Annotated in this window: 16 protein-coding genes and 1 pseudogene; 3 read left to right on the top strand and 14 right to left on the bottom strand. The window is 68.2% G+C overall.

Translation table 11 applies throughout. The features are described 5' to 3' along the window. Window positions 1-147: 147 nt before the first annotated feature. The 5 genes from ACZZ93_RS16035 to ACZZ93_RS16015 all read right to left on the bottom strand — a co-directional run bounded on the left by ACZZ93_RS16035 (window position 148) and on the right by ACZZ93_RS16015 (window position 6,354). Window positions 148-1,299: a cystathionine gamma-synthase gene (locus ACZZ93_RS16035; protein ID WP_053097421.1), complete on the bottom strand. Its 1,152-nt coding sequence runs from the start codon at window positions 1,297-1,299 to the stop codon at window positions 148-150. Between the two features lie 73 nt (window positions 1,300-1,372). Further along, window positions 1,373-2,749, bottom strand: a complete 1,377-nt coding sequence (locus tag ACZZ93_RS16030) for a cystathionine beta-synthase (protein WP_056279809.1) — start codon at window positions 2,747-2,749, stop codon at window positions 1,373-1,375. 89 nt (window positions 2,750-2,838) lie between these two features. Further along, window positions 2,839-3,798, bottom strand: coding sequence for a carbohydrate ABC transporter permease (locus ACZZ93_RS16025; protein WP_053097424.1), 960 nt, complete (start codon window positions 3,796-3,798; stop codon window positions 2,839-2,841). Further along, window positions 3,795-4,934, bottom strand: a complete 1,140-nt coding sequence (locus ACZZ93_RS16020; RefSeq protein WP_053097425.1) for a carbohydrate ABC transporter permease — start codon at window positions 4,932-4,934, stop codon at window positions 3,795-3,797. Before ACZZ93_RS16020 ends, ACZZ93_RS16025 begins: the two co-directional genes overlap by 4 nt. A gap of 103 nt (window positions 4,935-5,037) precedes the next feature. After that, window positions 5,038-6,354: an ABC transporter substrate-binding protein gene (locus ACZZ93_RS16015; RefSeq protein ID WP_053097426.1), complete on the bottom strand. Its 1,317-nt coding sequence runs from the start codon at window positions 6,352-6,354 to the stop codon at window positions 5,038-5,040. A 282-nt stretch (window positions 6,355-6,636) separates the two neighbouring features. On the opposite strand from ACZZ93_RS16015, the gene ACZZ93_RS16010 reads away from it, so the two are divergent. Next, the gene (locus tag ACZZ93_RS16010) at window positions 6,637-7,641 is read left to right on the top strand and encodes a LacI family DNA-binding transcriptional regulator (protein ID WP_053097427.1); all 1,005 of its coding nucleotides are present in this window, start codon (window positions 6,637-6,639) and stop codon (window positions 7,639-7,641) included. A gap of 115 nt (window positions 7,642-7,756) precedes the next feature. On the opposite strand, the gene rplL is transcribed toward ACZZ93_RS16010, so the two are convergent. The 3 genes from rplL to ACZZ93_RS15995 all read right to left on the bottom strand — a co-directional run bounded on the left by rplL (window position 7,757) and on the right by ACZZ93_RS15995 (window position 10,695). Beyond that, a complete protein-coding gene (gene rplL / locus ACZZ93_RS16005; RefSeq protein ID WP_042539579.1) occupies window positions 7,757-8,134 on the bottom strand; it encodes a 50S ribosomal protein L7/L12 in 378 nt (125 codons plus the stop codon). Between the two features lie 48 nt (window positions 8,135-8,182). Beyond that, the gene (rplJ, locus tag ACZZ93_RS16000) at window positions 8,183-8,671 is read right to left on the bottom strand and encodes a 50S ribosomal protein L10 (protein WP_053097428.1); all 489 of its coding nucleotides are present in this window, start codon (window positions 8,669-8,671) and stop codon (window positions 8,183-8,185) included. 230 nt (window positions 8,672-8,901) lie between these two features. Then, the gene (locus tag ACZZ93_RS15995) at window positions 8,902-10,695 is read right to left on the bottom strand and encodes a glycoside hydrolase family 15 protein (protein WP_463511556.1); all 1,794 of its coding nucleotides are present in this window, start codon (window positions 10,693-10,695) and stop codon (window positions 8,902-8,904) included. A gap of 51 nt (window positions 10,696-10,746) precedes the next feature. Between ACZZ93_RS15995 and ACZZ93_RS15990 the strand changes: the two genes are divergently transcribed. Both ACZZ93_RS15990 and ACZZ93_RS15985 read left to right on the top strand, forming a co-directional pair. Next, complete coding sequence (locus ACZZ93_RS15990) at window positions 10,747-12,111, top strand: glucose-6-phosphate dehydrogenase (protein ID WP_285364051.1); 1,365 nt, start codon at window positions 10,747-10,749, stop codon at window positions 12,109-12,111. An 85-nt stretch (window positions 12,112-12,196) separates the two neighbouring features. Then, window positions 12,197-12,888, top strand: a pseudogene (locus ACZZ93_RS15985) (YqaJ viral recombinase family protein). A gap of 21 nt (window positions 12,889-12,909) precedes the next feature. Here ACZZ93_RS15985 and ACZZ93_RS15980 read toward each other — a convergent pair. From ACZZ93_RS15980 to ACZZ93_RS15955, 6 genes are all read right to left on the bottom strand, one after another. Next, window positions 12,910-13,416, bottom strand: coding sequence for a hypothetical protein (locus ACZZ93_RS15980; RefSeq protein WP_056279802.1), 507 nt, complete (start codon window positions 13,414-13,416; stop codon window positions 12,910-12,912). Continuing rightward, window positions 13,413-13,979, bottom strand: a complete 567-nt coding sequence (locus ACZZ93_RS15975; RefSeq protein ID WP_463511555.1) for a hypothetical protein — start codon at window positions 13,977-13,979, stop codon at window positions 13,413-13,415. Before ACZZ93_RS15975 ends, ACZZ93_RS15980 begins: the two co-directional genes overlap by 4 nt. 70 nt (window positions 13,980-14,049) lie before the next feature. After that, window positions 14,050-14,667 carry a signal peptidase I gene (locus ACZZ93_RS15970; protein WP_463511554.1) on the bottom strand — a complete coding sequence of 206 codons (618 nt, stop codon included), beginning with the start codon at window positions 14,665-14,667 and terminating at the stop codon, window positions 14,050-14,052. Window positions 14,668-14,704: 37 nt separating this feature from the next. Continuing rightward, the gene (locus tag ACZZ93_RS15965; protein WP_056279798.1) at window positions 14,705-15,322 is read right to left on the bottom strand and encodes a SipW-dependent-type signal peptide-containing protein; all 618 of its coding nucleotides are present in this window, start codon (window positions 15,320-15,322) and stop codon (window positions 14,705-14,707) included. Between the two features lie 2 nt (window positions 15,323-15,324). Beyond that, window positions 15,325-15,948 (bottom strand): SipW-dependent-type signal peptide-containing protein, encoded by a 624-nt coding sequence (locus ACZZ93_RS15960; protein ID WP_463511553.1) that lies wholly within the window; start codon window positions 15,946-15,948, stop codon window positions 15,325-15,327. Between the two features lie 223 nt (window positions 15,949-16,171). Further along, on the bottom strand, window positions 16,172-17,047 hold the full coding sequence (locus ACZZ93_RS15955) for a LysR family transcriptional regulator ArgP (RefSeq protein ID WP_372983951.1): 876 nt from the start codon (window positions 17,045-17,047) through the stop codon (window positions 16,172-16,174). Window positions 17,048-17,077 lie beyond the last annotated feature (30 nt).

Here is a 17,077-nt window from a genome sequence, read left to right as displayed (position 1 = left end):
GAGTTGGAGGGGATCAGGTGAGTCGCGAGGGATCACGTCGCGAGAGCGGCCGAATCCGCGACGGAAGTCGAATCGATTCGATCCGGGCGAAGTCTCCATGCTACAGCCCGCTCGCCCCCACCTGCATGCGCCATCCGCGCTGAAGGGTCAGCCGAGGCGAGCGAGCCCCTGCTCGAGGTCGGCGATCAGGTCGTCGACGCCCTCGATGCCGACGGACAGCCGAACGACGTTCTCGGGCACGGCGAGCGCGGTGCCCCGCACCGAGGCGTGGGTCATGTCCGGCGGGTATCCGATCAGCGACTCGACACCGCCGAGGGACTCCGCGAGCTGGAACAGCTCGGTCGATTCCGCGAACGACTTGGCTGCATCGGCACCAGCGGAGAGACCGAGTGACAGCATCCCGCCGAACCCGCTCATCTGCCGCGTGGCGACGTCGTGCCCCGGGTGAGAGGCGAGCCCCGGGTAGTACACGGTCGCGAACTCCGGGCGGCCGGCTGCCCATTCGGCGATGGCCTGCGCGTTCTCGGAGTGCTGGCGCACCCGCACCGCGAGCGTCTTGATGCCGCGAGTCGTGAGCCAGGCGTCGAGAGGCGCGGAGACCGCGCCCACCGCGAACTGCTGGAACTTGACCTGCTCGAAGAAACGGTCGTCGCGGAACACGACCGCACCGCCCAGCACGTCGGAGTGCCCGCCGAGGTACTTCGTGGTGGAGTGCACGACGAGATCGGCGCCGAGCGAGAGCGGCTGCTGCAGTGCCGGTGAGGCGAAGGTGTTGTCGACGACGGCGATCGCCCCGGCCGCGTGGGCGATCTCGGCGATGAGCTCGATGTCGACGATCTTCAGCAGCGGGTTGCTGGGCGTCTCGACCCAGACGATCTTCGTCTCGGGCCGGATCGCCGCGCGCAGCTCGTCGACGTCCGACAGCTCGACCGTCGTGGTCTCGATGCCCCAGGGCGCGAGCACCTTGGTGAGCAGGCGGTAGGTGCCGCCGTAGACGTCGTTTCCGAGCACGATGTGATCGCCGGGTCGGAGGATGCCGCGCAGCAGCGCATCCTCCGCAGCGAGCCCCGACGCGAACGACAGCGCGTTCGCGCCGCCTTCGAGTGCGGCGAGCTGCGTCTCGAGCGATGACCGTGTCGGGTTGCCGGCTCGGTTGTACTCGTACCCGTCTCGGAACCCGCCGATGCCGTCCTGCACATGCGTCGAGGCCTGATAGATCGGCGGGATGATCGACCCGGTGGTCGGGTCAGGCGCCTGACCTGCGTGGATGGCTCTGGTGGCGAAGGCATGCTCGGACATGTCTCTCAGCCTACGTCCGCTCCGGCGACCGCATCCGCTCCTGTTACGTCCGGCGTCCGGCGTCCGTGCGGGATCAGCGGGAGATGTACGACAGCAGGTCCTGTCGCGTGAGCACCGTGTGCGGCTTGCCGTCGAGGGTGACGAGCAGCGCGTCGACGTCGGCGAGCGCCGCACGTGCCTGCGCGATCGGCGCGTGGATGCCGATGAGGGGCAGCCTGTCCCCCACATGATCGCCCACGGCGTCCGCGGGCTTCGCATCGCCTCGGAACAGCAGGTCCAGCAGCCCCTTCTCGTCGACCGTGCCGACCACCTCGCCCATCATGACCGGCGGCTCGGCGCTCAGCACCACCAGCTGAGAGACGTCGTACTCGGTCATCATGCCGATGGCCTCGAGCACGGTGTCGGTCGGATGCGCGTGCACCAGATCGGGGATGCCCTCCCCCAGGCGGGCCGTGCGCGCGGCGAGCACGTCGCCGACGGTCTCGCCCTCCTCCACCTCGCTGAACCCGTACGAGCGCATCCAGCCGTCGTTGAAGATCTTGCCGAGATACCCGCGCCCGCCATCCGGCAGCAGCACCACCATCACGGCGTCCGCCGGAAGGTCACGCGCCACCCGCAGCGCGCCGACCACGGCCATGCCGCTGGAGCCTCCGACGAGGATGCCCTCTTCTCGCGCGAGCCGCCGGGTCATCGCGAACGACTCGGCGTCGTCGACGGCGACGATCTCGTGCGGCACGCTCGGGTCGTAGGCTCCGGGCCAGATGTCCTCGCCGACTCCCTCGACCAGGTACGGGCGCCCGGTGCCGCCGCTGTAGACGCTGCCCTCGGGGTCGATTCCGACGATGCGGACCCGATCGTCCGACACCTCCCGCAGATATCGGCCGGTTCCGGTGATCGTGCCCCCGGTGCCGACCCCGGCGACGAAGTGCGTGACGCGGCCGTCGGTGTCTCGCCAGATCTCGGGGCCGGTGGTCTCGTAGTGGCTGCGCGGCCCGTTGGGATTCTCGTACTGGTTGGGCTTGAACGCCCCGGGGATCTCGCGGGCGAGCCGGTCGCTCACGCTGTAGTACGACTCGGGGCTGTCGGCCGCCACCGAGGTCGGCGTGACGACCACCTCGGCACCATAGGCGCGCAGCACGTCGATCTTGTCCTCGCCGACCTTGTCCGGCAGCACGAAGACGCACTTGTACCCGCGCTGCTGGGCGACCAGCGCGAGTCCGACGCCGGTGTTGCCGCTGGTCGGCTCGACGATCGTGCCGCCCGGCCGCAGGTCGCCCGAGGCCTCGGCCGCGTCGATGATGCGCGAGGCGATGCGGTCCTTCGCGGAGCCGCCGGGGTTGAGGTACTCGAGCTTCACGAGAACCGTGCACTCCACGCCCTCGGTGACGTGCTGGAGCTTCACGAGGGGCGTGTCGCCGACGAGGTCGACGATGGAGTCTGCGTACTTCATGTTCACAGCGTACGTGCGACGATGCCGCGACCGGGGCTGTGTTGCGCCCGATCGCGGCATCGTGTGCTCGACCTGTCTCCGAGAGCCGATCAGCCCTTGGTGGACCCCGCCAGGAGTCCTCGCACGAAGTACCGCTGGAGCGAGAAGAAGACGATCAGCGGGACGATGATCGACACGAAGGCTCCTGCGGTGAGCAGGTACCATCCCTCGCCGCGACCGGTGATCTCGGCGAGCACCTTCGTGATCGGCGAGGCGGCGCCGTCGGCGAACACGAGGGCGACGAGCAGGTCGTTCCACACCCACAGGAACTGGAAGATCGCCACCGACGCGATCGCCGGCATCGTCAGCGGAAGCACGATCCGGAAGAAGATCTGTCCGCGGGATGCGCCGTCGACGCGAGCCGCCTCGATGATCTCCCCCGGGATCTCCGACATGAAGTTGTGCAGCAGGTAGATCGCCAGCGGCAGCGCGAACATCGTGTGCGCGATCCACACCTGTGCGTAGCCGCCCGAGGCGTCCAGTCCCTGCGTCACCTGGACGCCGAACAGGTTGATGCCCCGCGAGAACGACGACAGCAGCGGCACGAGAGCCATCTGGATCGGCACGATCTGCAGCGCGAACACGAAGATGAACAGCGCGTTGCGTCCCTTGAAGTCGATCCAGGAGAACGCGTAGGCCGCCATCGCCGCGATCATCAGCGGGATGAGCGTGGCGGGGATCGTGATCACGATGGAGTTGAAGAACGACTCCAGGATCGTCAGCTGCGTCGTTCCGGACTGCAGCACGGCGACATAGTTGTCGAGCGTCAGCTGCGGGTTGGTGAAGACCGTCCACCAGCCGCTCGTCTCGATCGCGTCCCTCTCACGGAACGACGAGATGAACAGGCCGAGCGTCGGAATCGTCCACACCACGGCGATCACGATCGACGCGACAGTGGCCCACGGACGGCTCAGGCGCTTGCGCGCGCGGCCGGCCGAGGCTTCGAAGCGTCCGGCGGTGGTGATCGCCCTCGTGCTCTGTCCGGTGTCTGAGTTCACGGTGTCGGTCATCGGATCTCCCGCTGCTTCTTAATCTGGCGCGCGTTGTAGATCACGATCGGGAGCACCAGGATGAACAGGATGACGGAGAGCGCAGCGCTGCGTCCCGCCTCGAACTTGGAGAACTGCGTGTACATCTCGTTCGCGAGCACCGAGGTGCCGTAGTTGCCACCGGTCATCGTGCGGACGATGTCGAAGACCTTCAGCGAGGCGATCGAGATGGTGGTGAGGACGACGATCAGCGCGGGGCGGATCGACGGGATCGTCACCGAACGGAATCGCTCCCACGCGTTCGCGCCGTCGAGCTCGGCCGCTTCGAGGAGCTCTGTGGGAACTCCCTTGATCGACGCCGACAAAACGACCATCGCGAAACCGGTCTGCACCCAGATCAGCACGACGATGAGGGCGAGGTTGTTCCACGGTCCGTTGAGCAGGAACTGCTGCGGTTCTCCGCCGAACCAGACCAGGATCTGGTTGAGCAGACCGATCTGCTCGAACTCCGGACCGCGGTAGGCGTAGACGAAGCGCCAGATGATGCTCGCGCCGACGAACGAGATCGCCATCGGCATGAAGACGAGGAGCTTGTAGATCTTCTCGCCGCGGGTCTTGTCGATGAACACCGCGTAGGCCAGACCGACGATGGTCGAGAGCGTCGGGACCAGGAGCACCCAGACGATCGTGTTCACGACCGAGGTGACGCCGTCGGACTGCGTGAAGATCCAGAGGTAGTTCGAGAAGCCGACGAAGTCGCTGCCGGTGGAGTTCCAGAACGACGCGTAGACCGTCTGGATGGACGGCAGGATCAGGCCCGCGAGCAGCAGCAGCATGGCCGGGGCCATGAATGCCACGAGCTGGATCAGGTACCCGGCTCCGTCGCGGGAACGGTAGTCGAGGAAGAAGAACAGGGCGCCGACGGCGACCGCTACTCCCATCGCCCAGTAATAGGAGTTGAAGAACCACATCACCGCGAACGGGATGAGCAGGCACATCGCCAGCCGGATGCCGGTGTAGAGCGCGCCCTTACGGGGCGCGATGTCGACGAGAAGCAGGATGACGACGACGACCACCGCGAACGCGATGACCACGGCGAGAGCCTGGGCGATCGGGGGCAGAGACCCGATCCATTGGAAGAACACAGTCGCGTTCATGGATTCCCCTTCATGAGACGGAGCTGATCAGCGGTCCGCGCGGCGATGCGCGGACCGAGAGGGAGAAGGTGGGCCGCCCGACGGGGCGGCCCACCTCATCCGATCAGCTGGAGGGCCAGCCGGTCTCGATCTGGGTCAGGACCTCGTCGGTCGAGGTGCCGTTGATCCAGGCGACCATGCCCTTCCAGAAGGTTCCCGAGCCGACGGCGCCGGGCATCTGGTCGGATCCGTCGAAGCGGAACGTGACCGAGTCGTCCTGGAGCAGCTTGATCGACTCCTGCAGGATCGGGTTCTCGACGGCCTCGATGTCGACGCCCTTGTTCGCAGACGTCACGCCACCGAGCGCCAGACGGCTGTCGGCCCACTCGGGGCTCGAGAGGTACTCGAGCACCTTCTGCGTCGCCTCGTCGTCGCTGAACGCGCCGACGATCTCGCCACCACCGGTGATGAACGTCTCGTCCTCGCTCTGGCTCGGAAGCAGGAACGCCCACACGTCGCCGTCCTCGGCGATGTTCGTGCCCTCGGGGAAGAAGCCCGACAGGAACGACGCCTGGTGCGTCAGTGCGCACTCGCCGCTCGCGACCGCAGGGGCCACGTCGCCGAATGCCGTGGAGTTGACCGAACGCACGTCGCCGAAGCCGCCGTTGACGTAGGCCGGGTTGAGCAGGATCTCACCGGTGGCGTCGAACGCCTCCTTGATCTGCGGGTCGGTGAAGGGGATCTCGTTCTTGACCCACTGGTCGTAGACGTCGGCGCCCGCGTTGCGGAGCACGAGGTCCTCGATCCAGTCGGTGCCGGGCCAGCCGGTCGCCACACCCGACTCGAAGCCGGCGCACCAGGGTGCCTTGCCGCTCTTCTCCTGGATGGTCTGGGTCAGCGTGAGCAGCTCGTCCCAGCTCGTGGGCTCCTGGACTCCCCACTCGGCGAACTTCGTCGGCGAGTACCAGACCCAGCCCTTGACGCTCGCCATGAGCGGCGCGCCGTAGAACTCGTCCTCGTAGGTGCCGAAGTCGACCCATCCCTGCGTCCAGTACTCCTTGGCGTTCGCCTCGACGGCGTCAGGGGCCGGCTTCAGGAAGTCGCGAGCCGCATAGTCCGCGAACAGACCCGGCTGCGGGAAGATCGCGATGTCGGGCGGGTTGCCGCCCTGTGCACGGGTGCCGAGCTGAGTCTCGAAGTCCTGGCTGCCCTCGTACTTGATCGTGATGTCGTTCTCCTTCTCGAAGTCCGCCCAGGACTCTGCGAGAAGTTCTGCCTCTCCTTCGACGATCGTGCCGTAGATCGTGACGGTGTTGTCTCCGCCGCCGCCTTCTCCCCCGCCGTCCGTGCCGCCGGGAGCACCACAACCGGCGAGCGCGATGCCCGCGACTCCCAGCAGTGCGATTGGCGCGTAACGCCGGGAACGCTGTGACAGACCCATGTGAATTCTCCTCTTCGAGTTTCCCGGCTCCCACGACATTCCGCGCCGCCCCTCGGCACAGAATCGGGAACCGATTCCAGGACAACCTATCGGGGTCCGACGCCGCGGCACAATAAGCCAGGATCACAGACTGACAACCATTCGCAGCGCCCTGGCACGAACCATGGGAGCGCTCCCTCACAATTCCTGTGGAACCGGTTCCTTTTCGTCCCTGCGACCCGTTACGCTGTCATCGGCGCAGGGGTGGGGGCTCGCGTCGCAGTCATGGTCGAGGAGGACCGGATGAGCACGATCGCCGACGTCGCGGCGCGCGCTGGCGTGTCGAAGGCGACGGCGAGCCGAGCACTCAGCGGCCGCGGTTACGTCTCGGAAGACACCCGCAAGCGGGTCGCCGATGCTGCCGGAGAACTCGCCTATGTCGCACACTCCTCCGCGACGAGCCTCGCCACGGGCCGCACGCAGACCGTCGGAGTCATCATGCCGCCGGTCGACCGCTGGTTCTTCTCGGAGCTGCTCGCCGGCATCCAGGAATCGCTGTTCGCCCTCGACTACGAGCTCGCCCTCTACGGCATCCGCGAAGGCAGCGAGACCCGCGAGCGCCTGTTCGACGTCGTGCTGCCAGGGCGCCGGTTCGACGGGATCATCGCCGTCGGCATCCAGCCCAGCGCACAGGAGCTCGAACGTCTGCACCGCTCCGAGCGACCGCTCGTCAGCGTCGGTCCGTACAGTGAGGGATCCAGCGCCGTGTCGATCGACGACATCGCCGCCGCCCGGATCGCCACCGAGCACCTGATCGAACTCGGCCATACCGATATCGCGTTCGTCGGCGGATCCACGGATCCGGACCATCTCAGCTTCGGCGACGCCCAGCGCGTGGAGGGATATCTCGAGGCTCTCGCCGCGGCGGGACTCGAGGCGGTCGCGAGGATCGCGGACAGCCGCCCGACCATGCCCGGCGGCTACGCCGCCGCCGTCGAGCTCCTCGGTGACCGCAGAGGACGCCCCACCGCGATCGTCGGCGTCTGCGACGAGGCGGCGATCGGCGCGATGATCGCGGCACGTCGCCTGGGCATCGCCGTGCCGACCGAGCTCAGCATCGTCGGAGTCGACGACCACCAGCACGCCGAGATGTTCGCGCTCACGACCATCAGGCAGTCACCGCGCGAACAGGGCCACGAGGCAGTGCGCCTGCTGCGGCAGCAGATCGACCACCCGGATTCTCCGCGCGAGCGCACCGTGACGACATCCTCGCTGGTCGTCCGGAGCTCCACCGCCGGACGACGCTGACCGCTCCTCTGCGGATCTGCGCCCCGGACGCACGAAAGCCCCGGGCGGACCCGGGGCTTTCGTGAAGCGTTCAGACGCTTCCAGGGCGAGGCATCACGCCGCGACCTGGAACGGATTACTTGAGGGTAACCGTGGCGCCTGCCTCTTCGAGGGCAGCCTTGGCCTTCTCGGCTGCTTCCTTGTTCGCGCCCTCGAGCACGGCCTTGGGAGCACCGTCGACGACGGCCTTGGCCTCGCCGAGACCGAGCGAGGTGAGCTCGCGGACGGTCTTGATGACCTGGATCTTCTTGTCGCCGGCAGCCTCGAGGATGACGTCGAAGGAGTCCTTCTCCTCAACCTCTTCAGCAGCGCCGCCGCCTGCGCCTGCAACGGCGACGGGGGCAGCAGCGGTGACCTCGAACTTCTCCTCGAACGCCTTGACGAAGTCGTTGAGCTCGACGAGGGTCAGGCCTGCGAACTGCTCGAGCAGCTCCTCAGTGGTGAGCTTAGCCATGATGTATCTCCTAGATAGGTGGGTTTGTTGAACGAGATCGTGGGTCGCTCACGCGGCCTCAGCGGTCTCCAGCTTTTCGCGAAGAGCATCGATGGTGGCAGCAGCCTTGCCCATCGTCGCCTTCATCATGCCCGCAGCCTTCGCCAGCAGAACCTCACGGCTCTCGAGCGCGGCGTACTTGTTGACCTCGTCGGCAGAGAGGGCGTTGCCCTCGAAGATGCCGGACTTGATCACGAGAAGCGGGTTGGCCTTGGCGAAGTCACGAAGAGCCTTGGCAGTGGCGACGAAGTCGCCATGCACGAACGCGACAGCCGACGGACCCTTGAGGTCGTCGTCCAGCGCGGTGATGCCAGCCTTGTTGGCGGCGATCTTGGTCAGCGTGTTCTTCACCACGGCGTACTCAGCGTCCTGACGGATGCTGTTGCGCAGCTCCTTGAGCTGGGCAACCGTCAGACCGCGGTACTCGGTCAGCAGAACGGCAGTCGAGTTCTCGAATGACTTCGTGAGCTCGGCAACCGATGCGTCCTTCTGCGCCATGGTCACTCCTTGGTGTGTACGAGGCGCCTCACGGAGGTGAGGCGCCGACCCCTGACCGCATGCAACAGAAAAGCTCCGGCGCAAGCGCACGGAGCTCTGAAAGTTCGTGTCCTGCGCGGGCCCCTGCTGAGCAGAGCTTCGATCGCCTCGCGTTCTCACGCACGACGATGACCAGCGGTCTTCGGTTGTTCCCAGGCTACCTCATCGACCGCCGACCCTCAAATCGGACGTCAGTCCCGGTGCGCCGCGCGTCCCCGGTGCCCGGCGAGTGCGTCGGCGGCCCGGATGAGACTCAGGTGCGAGAGCGCCTGCGGAGTGTTGCCGGCCTGCCGCTGGTGTCCGACGTCGTACTCCTCCGAGAGCAGGCCGAGATCGTTCGCCATCGCCATCACTCCGGCCATGAGGTTCTGCGCGTCGCCCGTGCGCCCGCTCGCCGCATACTGCTCGACGAGCCAGAAGCTGCAGGCGATGAAGGGATGCTCCCCTCCACCGAGTCCGTCGACGCCGGACTCGGTGCGGTAGCGCCGCACGAATCCGTTCACGAGCAGGCGACTCTCGATCTCGGCGACGGTGCGCAGCATGCGCGGGTCGTCGGCGGCGCAGTACCCGACCTGCGGCAGCAGCAGCAGCGAGGCATCGACGTCGCCGAATCCGTAGTGCTGGACGAAATGGCCGCCCTCCGCATCGACACCGCGGTCGTCGATCTCGCGACGCAGGCGATCGCGCACGCCCTCCCACCGCTCGGCATCGCCGGCGAGACCATGCTCCCGCACGGCACGGACTCCCCGGTCGAGCGCGGCCCACATCATGACCCGCGAGTGCGTGAACCACTGCGGCTCGCCCCGGATCTCCCAGATGCCGTTGTCGGGGCGATCGATCGACGCGATCACCTGCTCGACGAGCGCGCGCTGCAAGGGCCAGGAGAAGTCCCCCTCTTCCAGACCCGCGATCCTGGCCGCCTCGAGAGCGACCAGGACCTCGCCGATCACATCACCCTGGTATTGGTCGACGGCCCCGTTGCCGATGCGCACCGGCGCTGAACCGTCATAACCGGGGAGAGTGGTCAGCTCGCGCTCGAGGAGATCGCGCTCCCCGGCGATCCCGTACATGATCTGCACCTCCCGCGGTTCCCCCGCGACGGCCCGGAGCAGCCAGCGACGCCACTGATGCGCTTCGGCGAGGAAGCCATGAGCGATCAGCGCCTCGAGCGTCAGCGCGGCATCCCGCAGCCAGACGAAGCGGTAGTCCCAGTTGCGCGAGCCGCCGAAGTCCTCGGGCAGCGAGGTCGTGGCCGCGGCGACGATGCCTCCGGTGTCCTTGTTGGTGAGCGCACGCAGCACCAGCAGAGAGCGGACGACGGCGTCGCGATGCGGGCCGTCGTGGCGGATCCCGCTCGCCCATCCCTGCCACCAGGCCCGCGTCCCGGCGATCGCCTCTTCGACGTCGAGCGGCTTCGGCGCGTGCTCATATGAGAGGAACCAGCTGAGCGTGAGGTCTCGGATCTCGTCGGGGCCGACCGTCACCGTCGCCCGGTGCCGATGGTCCTCGGCGTGGAATCGCACGCCGCGCACGATCACCGACTCGGGCCCGGCCGTCGCATGCAGCGCCGGGTGATCCGGAGTGCCGACCTGCCGCACCCACGGCAGCCGACGGGAGTAGTCGAAGTGCAGGCGCAGCTCGGTGTCGAACTCGACGCTGCCCGAGACGCCGACGATCCGTCGGATGACCTCGGTGCGCGTCGGCTGGATCGGCATGAACTCGTGCACCTCCGCGACGCCCTCCGCCGTCTCCCACCGGGTGACCAGGATGAAGGTGTCCGAGAGGTAGAACCGCGTCGATGTCGCCCCGGCATCACTCGGGCGCAGCGTCCAGCATCCGTGACCGGGGTCGCCCAGGAGAGCGCCGAACACCGAGGACGAATCGAAACGCGGAAGGCACAGCCAGTCGATGCTGCCGTCTCGCGAGACGAGCGCGCCGGTGCGGCAGTCGCTGAGCAGGGCGTAGTCCTCGATCGGAGCGGGCATCGACCGAGTCTGGCATGTTCACCCGAGGGTCGGAGCGATTACGGTGAGAACATGACCGATGCGACGACGCTGGTGATCCTCGGTGCAGGTGGCGACCTCACCTCTCGGCTCCTCCTGCCCGCTCTGGGCCAGCTGCTAAAGAGAGAACCCGCGCGTTCGGTGCGGATCGTCGGCGCCGATCGCGAGGAGTGGACGGATGCCGAGCTGCGGGCCGTCGTCGACACGGCCTTCGCCTCGATGGACGCCGAGGACGCGGCAGCCCGTGTCGACGTCACCTACGCCCGCACCGACATCACGCGCGCCGACGATCTGCGTGCGCTGTTGGGCGGCCTCACCGGCCGCGTGGCCCTCTACTTCGCAGTGCCTCCGGCCGTGGCGGCGGCGTGCATCGCCGCACTCACGCCCGACATGCTGCCCGCGGGCGCGATGCTCGTGATGGAGAAGCCGTTCGGCACCGACGAGTCGAGCGCCCGCGAGCTGAATCGCATCCTCACCGCCCTCGTGCCCGAGACCCAGGTGTTCCGCGTCGACCACTTTCTGGGTCGCTCGACCACGCTGAACCTCCTCGGCGCACGGTTCGCGAACCGCATCCTCGAACCGCTCTGGTCTGCGGAGAGCATCGAGTCCATCGACATCGTCTACGACGAAGCGCTGGCGCTCGAGGGGCGTGCGGGTTACTACGACAAGGCCGGCGCACTGGTCGACATGATCCAGAGTCATCTGCTCCAGGTGCTCGCCGTGCTCGCGATGGAAGAGCCCGCCACCCTCGATGAGGTCGACTTCCGCGCCGCGACCGGCGCGGTGCTCCGCGCGACCGCCGTGTGGGGCGACGACGCTGCCGGGTCGTCTCGCCGCGCCCGCTACACCGCGGGAGAGATCGACGGCATCGCGAAGCCCTCGTACGTCGACGAACCCGGCGTCGACCCGGGTCGGGAGACCGAGACGCTCGCCGAGGCGACCTTCGAGGTCCGCAACGCGCGCTGGGCGGGAATCCCGTTCCGGCTCCGCTCCGGCAAGGCCCTCGGAACGCCCGCCAGAGAGATCGTCGTGCGCTTCCGTCCTGTCCGCCATCTGCCCCGCGGGCTCACCGGCACGTCCGACGGAGCGGTGCTGCGCTTCTCGCTCGGTCCCGACCGGATGTCGCTCGAGCTGAACCTGAACGCATCCGAGGACCCGCTCGAGCTGGAACGCGCGATCCTGTCTGCGGAGCTCGGCGAGGGCGCGCTCAAGGCGTACGCCGAGGTGCTGTCCGGCGTCCTCGACGGGGATCCGATGCTCGCCGTGCGGGGAGACGCCGCCGAGCAGTCGTGGCGGATCGTCGCCCCCATCCTCGAGGCGTGGCAGCGGGGCGATGTGCCGCTCGACGACTACGTCGCCGGATCCGCCGGCCCGGAGGCGTGGCCGACGCACAGCTGAGTCTCTGCCGGGGTCGAACGCCCGAGGGAACGCCCCGGCGGCGTGTGCGGGAAGGAGAGTCGGCGACCGGGGTTACCCTCGATAGGTGACCCCCGAACTCCAAGCTCGCATCGTCGCGGACTCCCGCGACCGCGTCGCCTGGATGCGGGCACGGTCCCGTGGGATCACCGCCACGGATGTCGCCGGACTCACGAGCGAGCGGTCCATCGCCCGCGCCGCCGACTCCAAGCTCGGCGGCGGGCCCCGGTTCGGAGGCAACGCCTACACCGATCACGGACGCCGCCGCGAGCCCGAGATCGCCGCCTGGGTGGCGGCGACGCACGGCATCCTCCCTCCTCCGCCCTGTTCCGCGCCGAGGTCGAGCACCGCCATCTCGCGACTCCCGACGGTATCGCCGTCGACGCCGACGGTCGCGTGAAGCTCGCGGAGATCAAGACCACGAACAAGGCGTTCCGCGGCATCCCCCGCACCTACCTGCGCCAGGTGTGGTGGCAGCAGCACGTGCTGGGCGCCGAGCGCACGCTCTTCGTCTGGGAGGAGCACGTAGACTTCTCCCCCATCCATGACGAACCCCGCTGCGTCTGGATCGACCGCGACGACCGCGAGATCGCGAAGCTCGTCGGCCTCGCCACAGATCTCATCGACGAGCTCTACCGGCGCACCACCGGTCAGCAGGTACCGACCCGCATCGCGGATGCCGCGGCGGCCGCCGCCGCCAGCCGGCGCGAGCACCTGCGCGAGCGCGATGCGTTCCGCGCTCTCGCACTCGCCGACTGAGCCGGTCCGCACCGCACGAACTCACGTGCAGGACGCGTTGAGCCCGAGCAGCGCGATCGACAGCTGGCGCGACGTCCCGGCCGACACCCAGGACGTACCGGCCAGGAGGTTGGTCACCGTCAATGTCGTGGTGCTGCCGAGGAGGTTGGAGATGAGGCTGGCGAGCAGACTCTGGGTGAGGACGGCGGTGTGGGTGTAGAGGCCGCCGGCAGGACCTGTCGTGGTGATGTTCGCCGCCGGGACCACTGCTGTCGTCGCTCCCTGGGTGAGTGTGAGCCTGACCCCGCTGGCGGGATACACCGACGTCCACACGAGCCGGACGTTCTGGAAGACGCCCAGACCGTTGTTCGCCACCGTGCAGGCGATGATCGTGGCGGGGGGAACGCGGAACGCCGTGATCGTGGCTCGACCGTACTCCGGGTCGGTGAATGCCGCGTCGGTGATCTGCGCCGGCGGCGCGAGCGCCACTCCGCAGAGCAGCGCCGCACCGGCGACTCCAGCCAGGACGCGCTGCCGCCGCACGATCATGACTCGCCTCGGTGAGCTCCGGTGCTGCGGCGGCGCCGGGTCGCACTCAGCGCGGCACCACCGGCCACCAGGGCCAGCGCCCCGCCGATCGCCCAGGGAGCGAAAGGCGCACCGCCCGTCGTCGCCAGCCCGCCGTCGGGTCCGATCGTCGCGGACTCTCCGGCGCCGCGCGCATGCACGCGCACCTGGGTGCTGCCCTCATCCGCGCCGTCCAACGCGATGACGAGCCTGAGGTGGGCCACCTCTGTGTCGGCCATCTCGACGAGCGGCACCTCGAGGCCGTCACGAGGTATCGACCAGCCGGACTCGAGTGTGGTCGCGCCTCCCCGGCATCCGCTCTCATCCCACTCCTGCGCACAGCGGAGCACGTCCATCACCAGCGCCGCACCGCCGCTCGCACTGACTCCGACCGCCACGGTCCCGGGGTCCGGTGCCTCCGCGCTCACCGTCACATCCCACTGCACGGGCTGGCCAGGCAGGAGGCTCGACGCGGCATCCCAGTCGGCGACGGAGACCAGCCGCAGCACCTGTCCCTGCACGACCTCGGTCGAGGGGCCGCCCACGCGGGACTCACCGCGACGAGCGCTGCGCAGACGACCGCACAGGCACCCGCGACGCACGCCACCCGCCGGTTCATCGGTCGACTCCCGCCGGATCGACCTGCTCGCGACTCTCCTTCCGGGAGCGCGGCCAGAACGCCCAGACGACGAGGACCGTCGCGCCGATCGTGAGTCCGCCCAGCACGTACGGATCGCCCATCGCGACGATCACGGTCGCGATGCCGGGGATCGAAAACAGCACGATCCGAACGGTCTGCACGGTGTACGGATACGGATCGTCGGCCGCGTTCGCGTCTCCGCGCATCGTGATCACCCGTTCGTCCGCACTCGCACCGGGAGCGATCGAGGTGATGCGGTGCGTGACCGGCAGATCGCCTGCTCGATCGACGGTGACGACGTCGCCGACCTGCACCTCGGATGCCGGGACGCTCTGGACCACCGCCACGGAACCGGCGGGAATCGTCGGCGCCATCGATCCCGTGCGGAACATGATGAGGGTGATGTTCGCCGTGAAGGCGACGATCACGAGCACGATGCAGATGACCCCTGCGGCGGCGGCGAGCCAGAGGAGGACATCGGCGAGCGCCCTCCCGAGAGTGCCTCGCGAGGACGCCGCGGCGGATGCCGGCGACGCGGACGCATCATCGACCGTCGCCTGTTCACGTAGGCTGCGCCTCGTCGGTGCACTCATGTCTCCTCCTCACGTCATCCGATGCTCTGCCCGCACGTCAGCTCGACACTCCGGCGATCTGCCATGTCTGGATCGCCGTCAGCCCTTGCGCGCCGTTGTCGGTCGCTGCCGGCAACGTCACTGCGAAGCAGTAGTTGACGGTCGTGCCGCCGTTGGCCGCGACCGCCTGGGTGCCGGTGCCGCCGACCGACAGCAGCGAGTTGTCGGGAACGACAGCCGTCCCGGCCGTGTAGGTCGTGCTGTTGCAGGCCGTCCCCGCGATGGCCCTCACCCCGTATCGCAGGTAGGTGCCGAGCCCTGTTCCCGCCGTCGACGTCACGCTGAGCTGCAGCGTGCCGGCCACTGACGGATTCGCGGTCCGCACGCTGAACAGCGCGTACGTGGTGTTGCCGGGAGCCATGGCCGAGAACGGTGCGCTGAACGACAGCGCCGCCGGCGTGCCCACCGGATGGCTCGAGAACGTGGCACCGTCGGTCGCCCCGACGATGTCGAACCGCCCGGCGGTGAAGGTCGCATTGCCGTATTCGGAATCGTTCCAGGCGGCCAGGGTCATCGTCGCGCCGACGCCGAACACCAGCCCGCCCGCGAGCACAGCGCGTATCCGACGGGAGAGCAGTCGCTTCCCCTCCCGCATGCCTCTGCGGGTGTCGGCCATGATCAGTCCGCAGTCGAGGTGGCCGTGAACTCCCAGGTCGCGGTCGCGGCGGCGCCCTGCGTGAGACCGGCGCCCGCGGTCACCGAGAAGCACAGCTGCACAGGCGTTCCCGCCGTCCCTGCCGGTGCGCCCTCGGCGAGAGGAACCGACGTGGCTCCGGTCTGAGCGCTCAATGTGGTGCCCGTCGCGACGACGGTTCCTGCCGCCGTGGCGTCGCACACGTCGCCCGCGTCGATGGCCGTCACGGTGTACGACAGGTTGGCCTCGTTGCCCCCCGTGCCCGCGGTGATCCCCGACGGCACCAGCGTGGCGCCGTTGGTGGTCGTGCTGTCGAGACGCACCCAGAACGGTGCGTAGACGACATCGCCCGGAGACATCGACGACGCCACGGCGGGCAGCTGGAAGACGAGCGCCGCTGCAGTGTCCCCCAGATCGACGTTGTGATCGTCGTACCCGTCGGTCGCGCTCGTCGTGGATCCCTCCAGATTGAACGAGCCTGCGGTGAACGTGCCGGTCGCGAACTCGGAGTCGTTCCATGCCGCGAGCGTCACCCCGATTCCGACTCCGAGCACCAGCCCACCGGCGAGCACTGCCAGAACCTTGCGTTGCGTGTCCTTCTCAGCCATGACATTCCCCCTCAGGAATCTCACGAGACGCAGATGGCTGGGGATGGTCGCCCTTCGCGGCCTGCATCCGGTACTCGTGTCGTTCCCGACAGCTTTGTCCACTTCCTGCGCCTGTTCAAGGCCTTCCGCGTCACGATTGCGCATTCCGGCTCACGAATTGCGCAGAAACGTCTATCGGTTTCCGCGACCGATCGGATGGTTGCAGTTCGTCCAGAGCTGCAGCTCAGCTCGCGAGAACACGCTGCGCCTCGACGGAGACTTCGGCCGCGATGGTGTCGAGCAGCGCGGAGCGCAGGTTCCATTGCTGCCAGTACAGCCTGACTCGCAGCGGCGGCCCGCCGAGCGGCACGAGCTCGCGCTCCTTCTGCAGGAGCGGCAGCATCCCCCATCCGAGGCCGAGCCGCACGGCGAGCGCGTAGTCGTGCGACGCGGGCACGTAGTGCCGAGGAGCCCCGTGGTGCGCGACCCCCATCCGCTCGAGCCATTCGTGCTGAAGCGTGTCTCGTCTGTCGAAGTCGACGAAGGGCGCGACGCTCAACGCCTCTCTGGTGACGCCGGACGAGAACCAGCGATCAGCGAACGCCGGTTCTGCCATCGCGTGATACTCCAGCACGCCGAGCGGTGCGACGGAGCACCCGGCGACCGGCGCCGCCTCACTCGTGACCGCCGCCATCACCGTGCCGGACTCGAGCAGCCGAGCCGTGAAGTTCTGGTCGTCGCGGTGCAGGTCGAAGTCGAGGTCGTGGGCTGCCGAGAGCCGTGCGAGCGGAGGCAGGAACCACGTCGCCATCGAGTCCGCGTTCACGGCGAGCGGTATGCGGGTGCGGGGTGCCTCGTCGCCCTCGAGGCCGAGTTCTGCGAGGGCATCGTGCTCGAGGAGTGCCAGCTGTCGTGCGAGCCGCACGACAGCCTCGCCCGCCTCGGTGAGACGGGCAGGCTTGGTGCGCACGACGAGGACCCGTCCGAGCTGCTCCTCGAGCGTCTTGAGCCGCTGGCTCACGGCGGAAGGAGTTACACGCAGCACCCGCGACGCCGCGTCGAGGGTTCCCTCGTCGGCCACGGCGGCGACAGTGGCGGCAAGCTCCGGATCGATCTTCACATTAGCCATGCTAATGGCGCACAAGGAATC

It is taken from the genome of Microbacterium sp. AC026 (assembly GCF_979258475.1).
The sequence above is the reverse complement of the archived record's forward strand: the minus strand, read 5'-3'. Positions and strand labels throughout refer to the sequence as shown.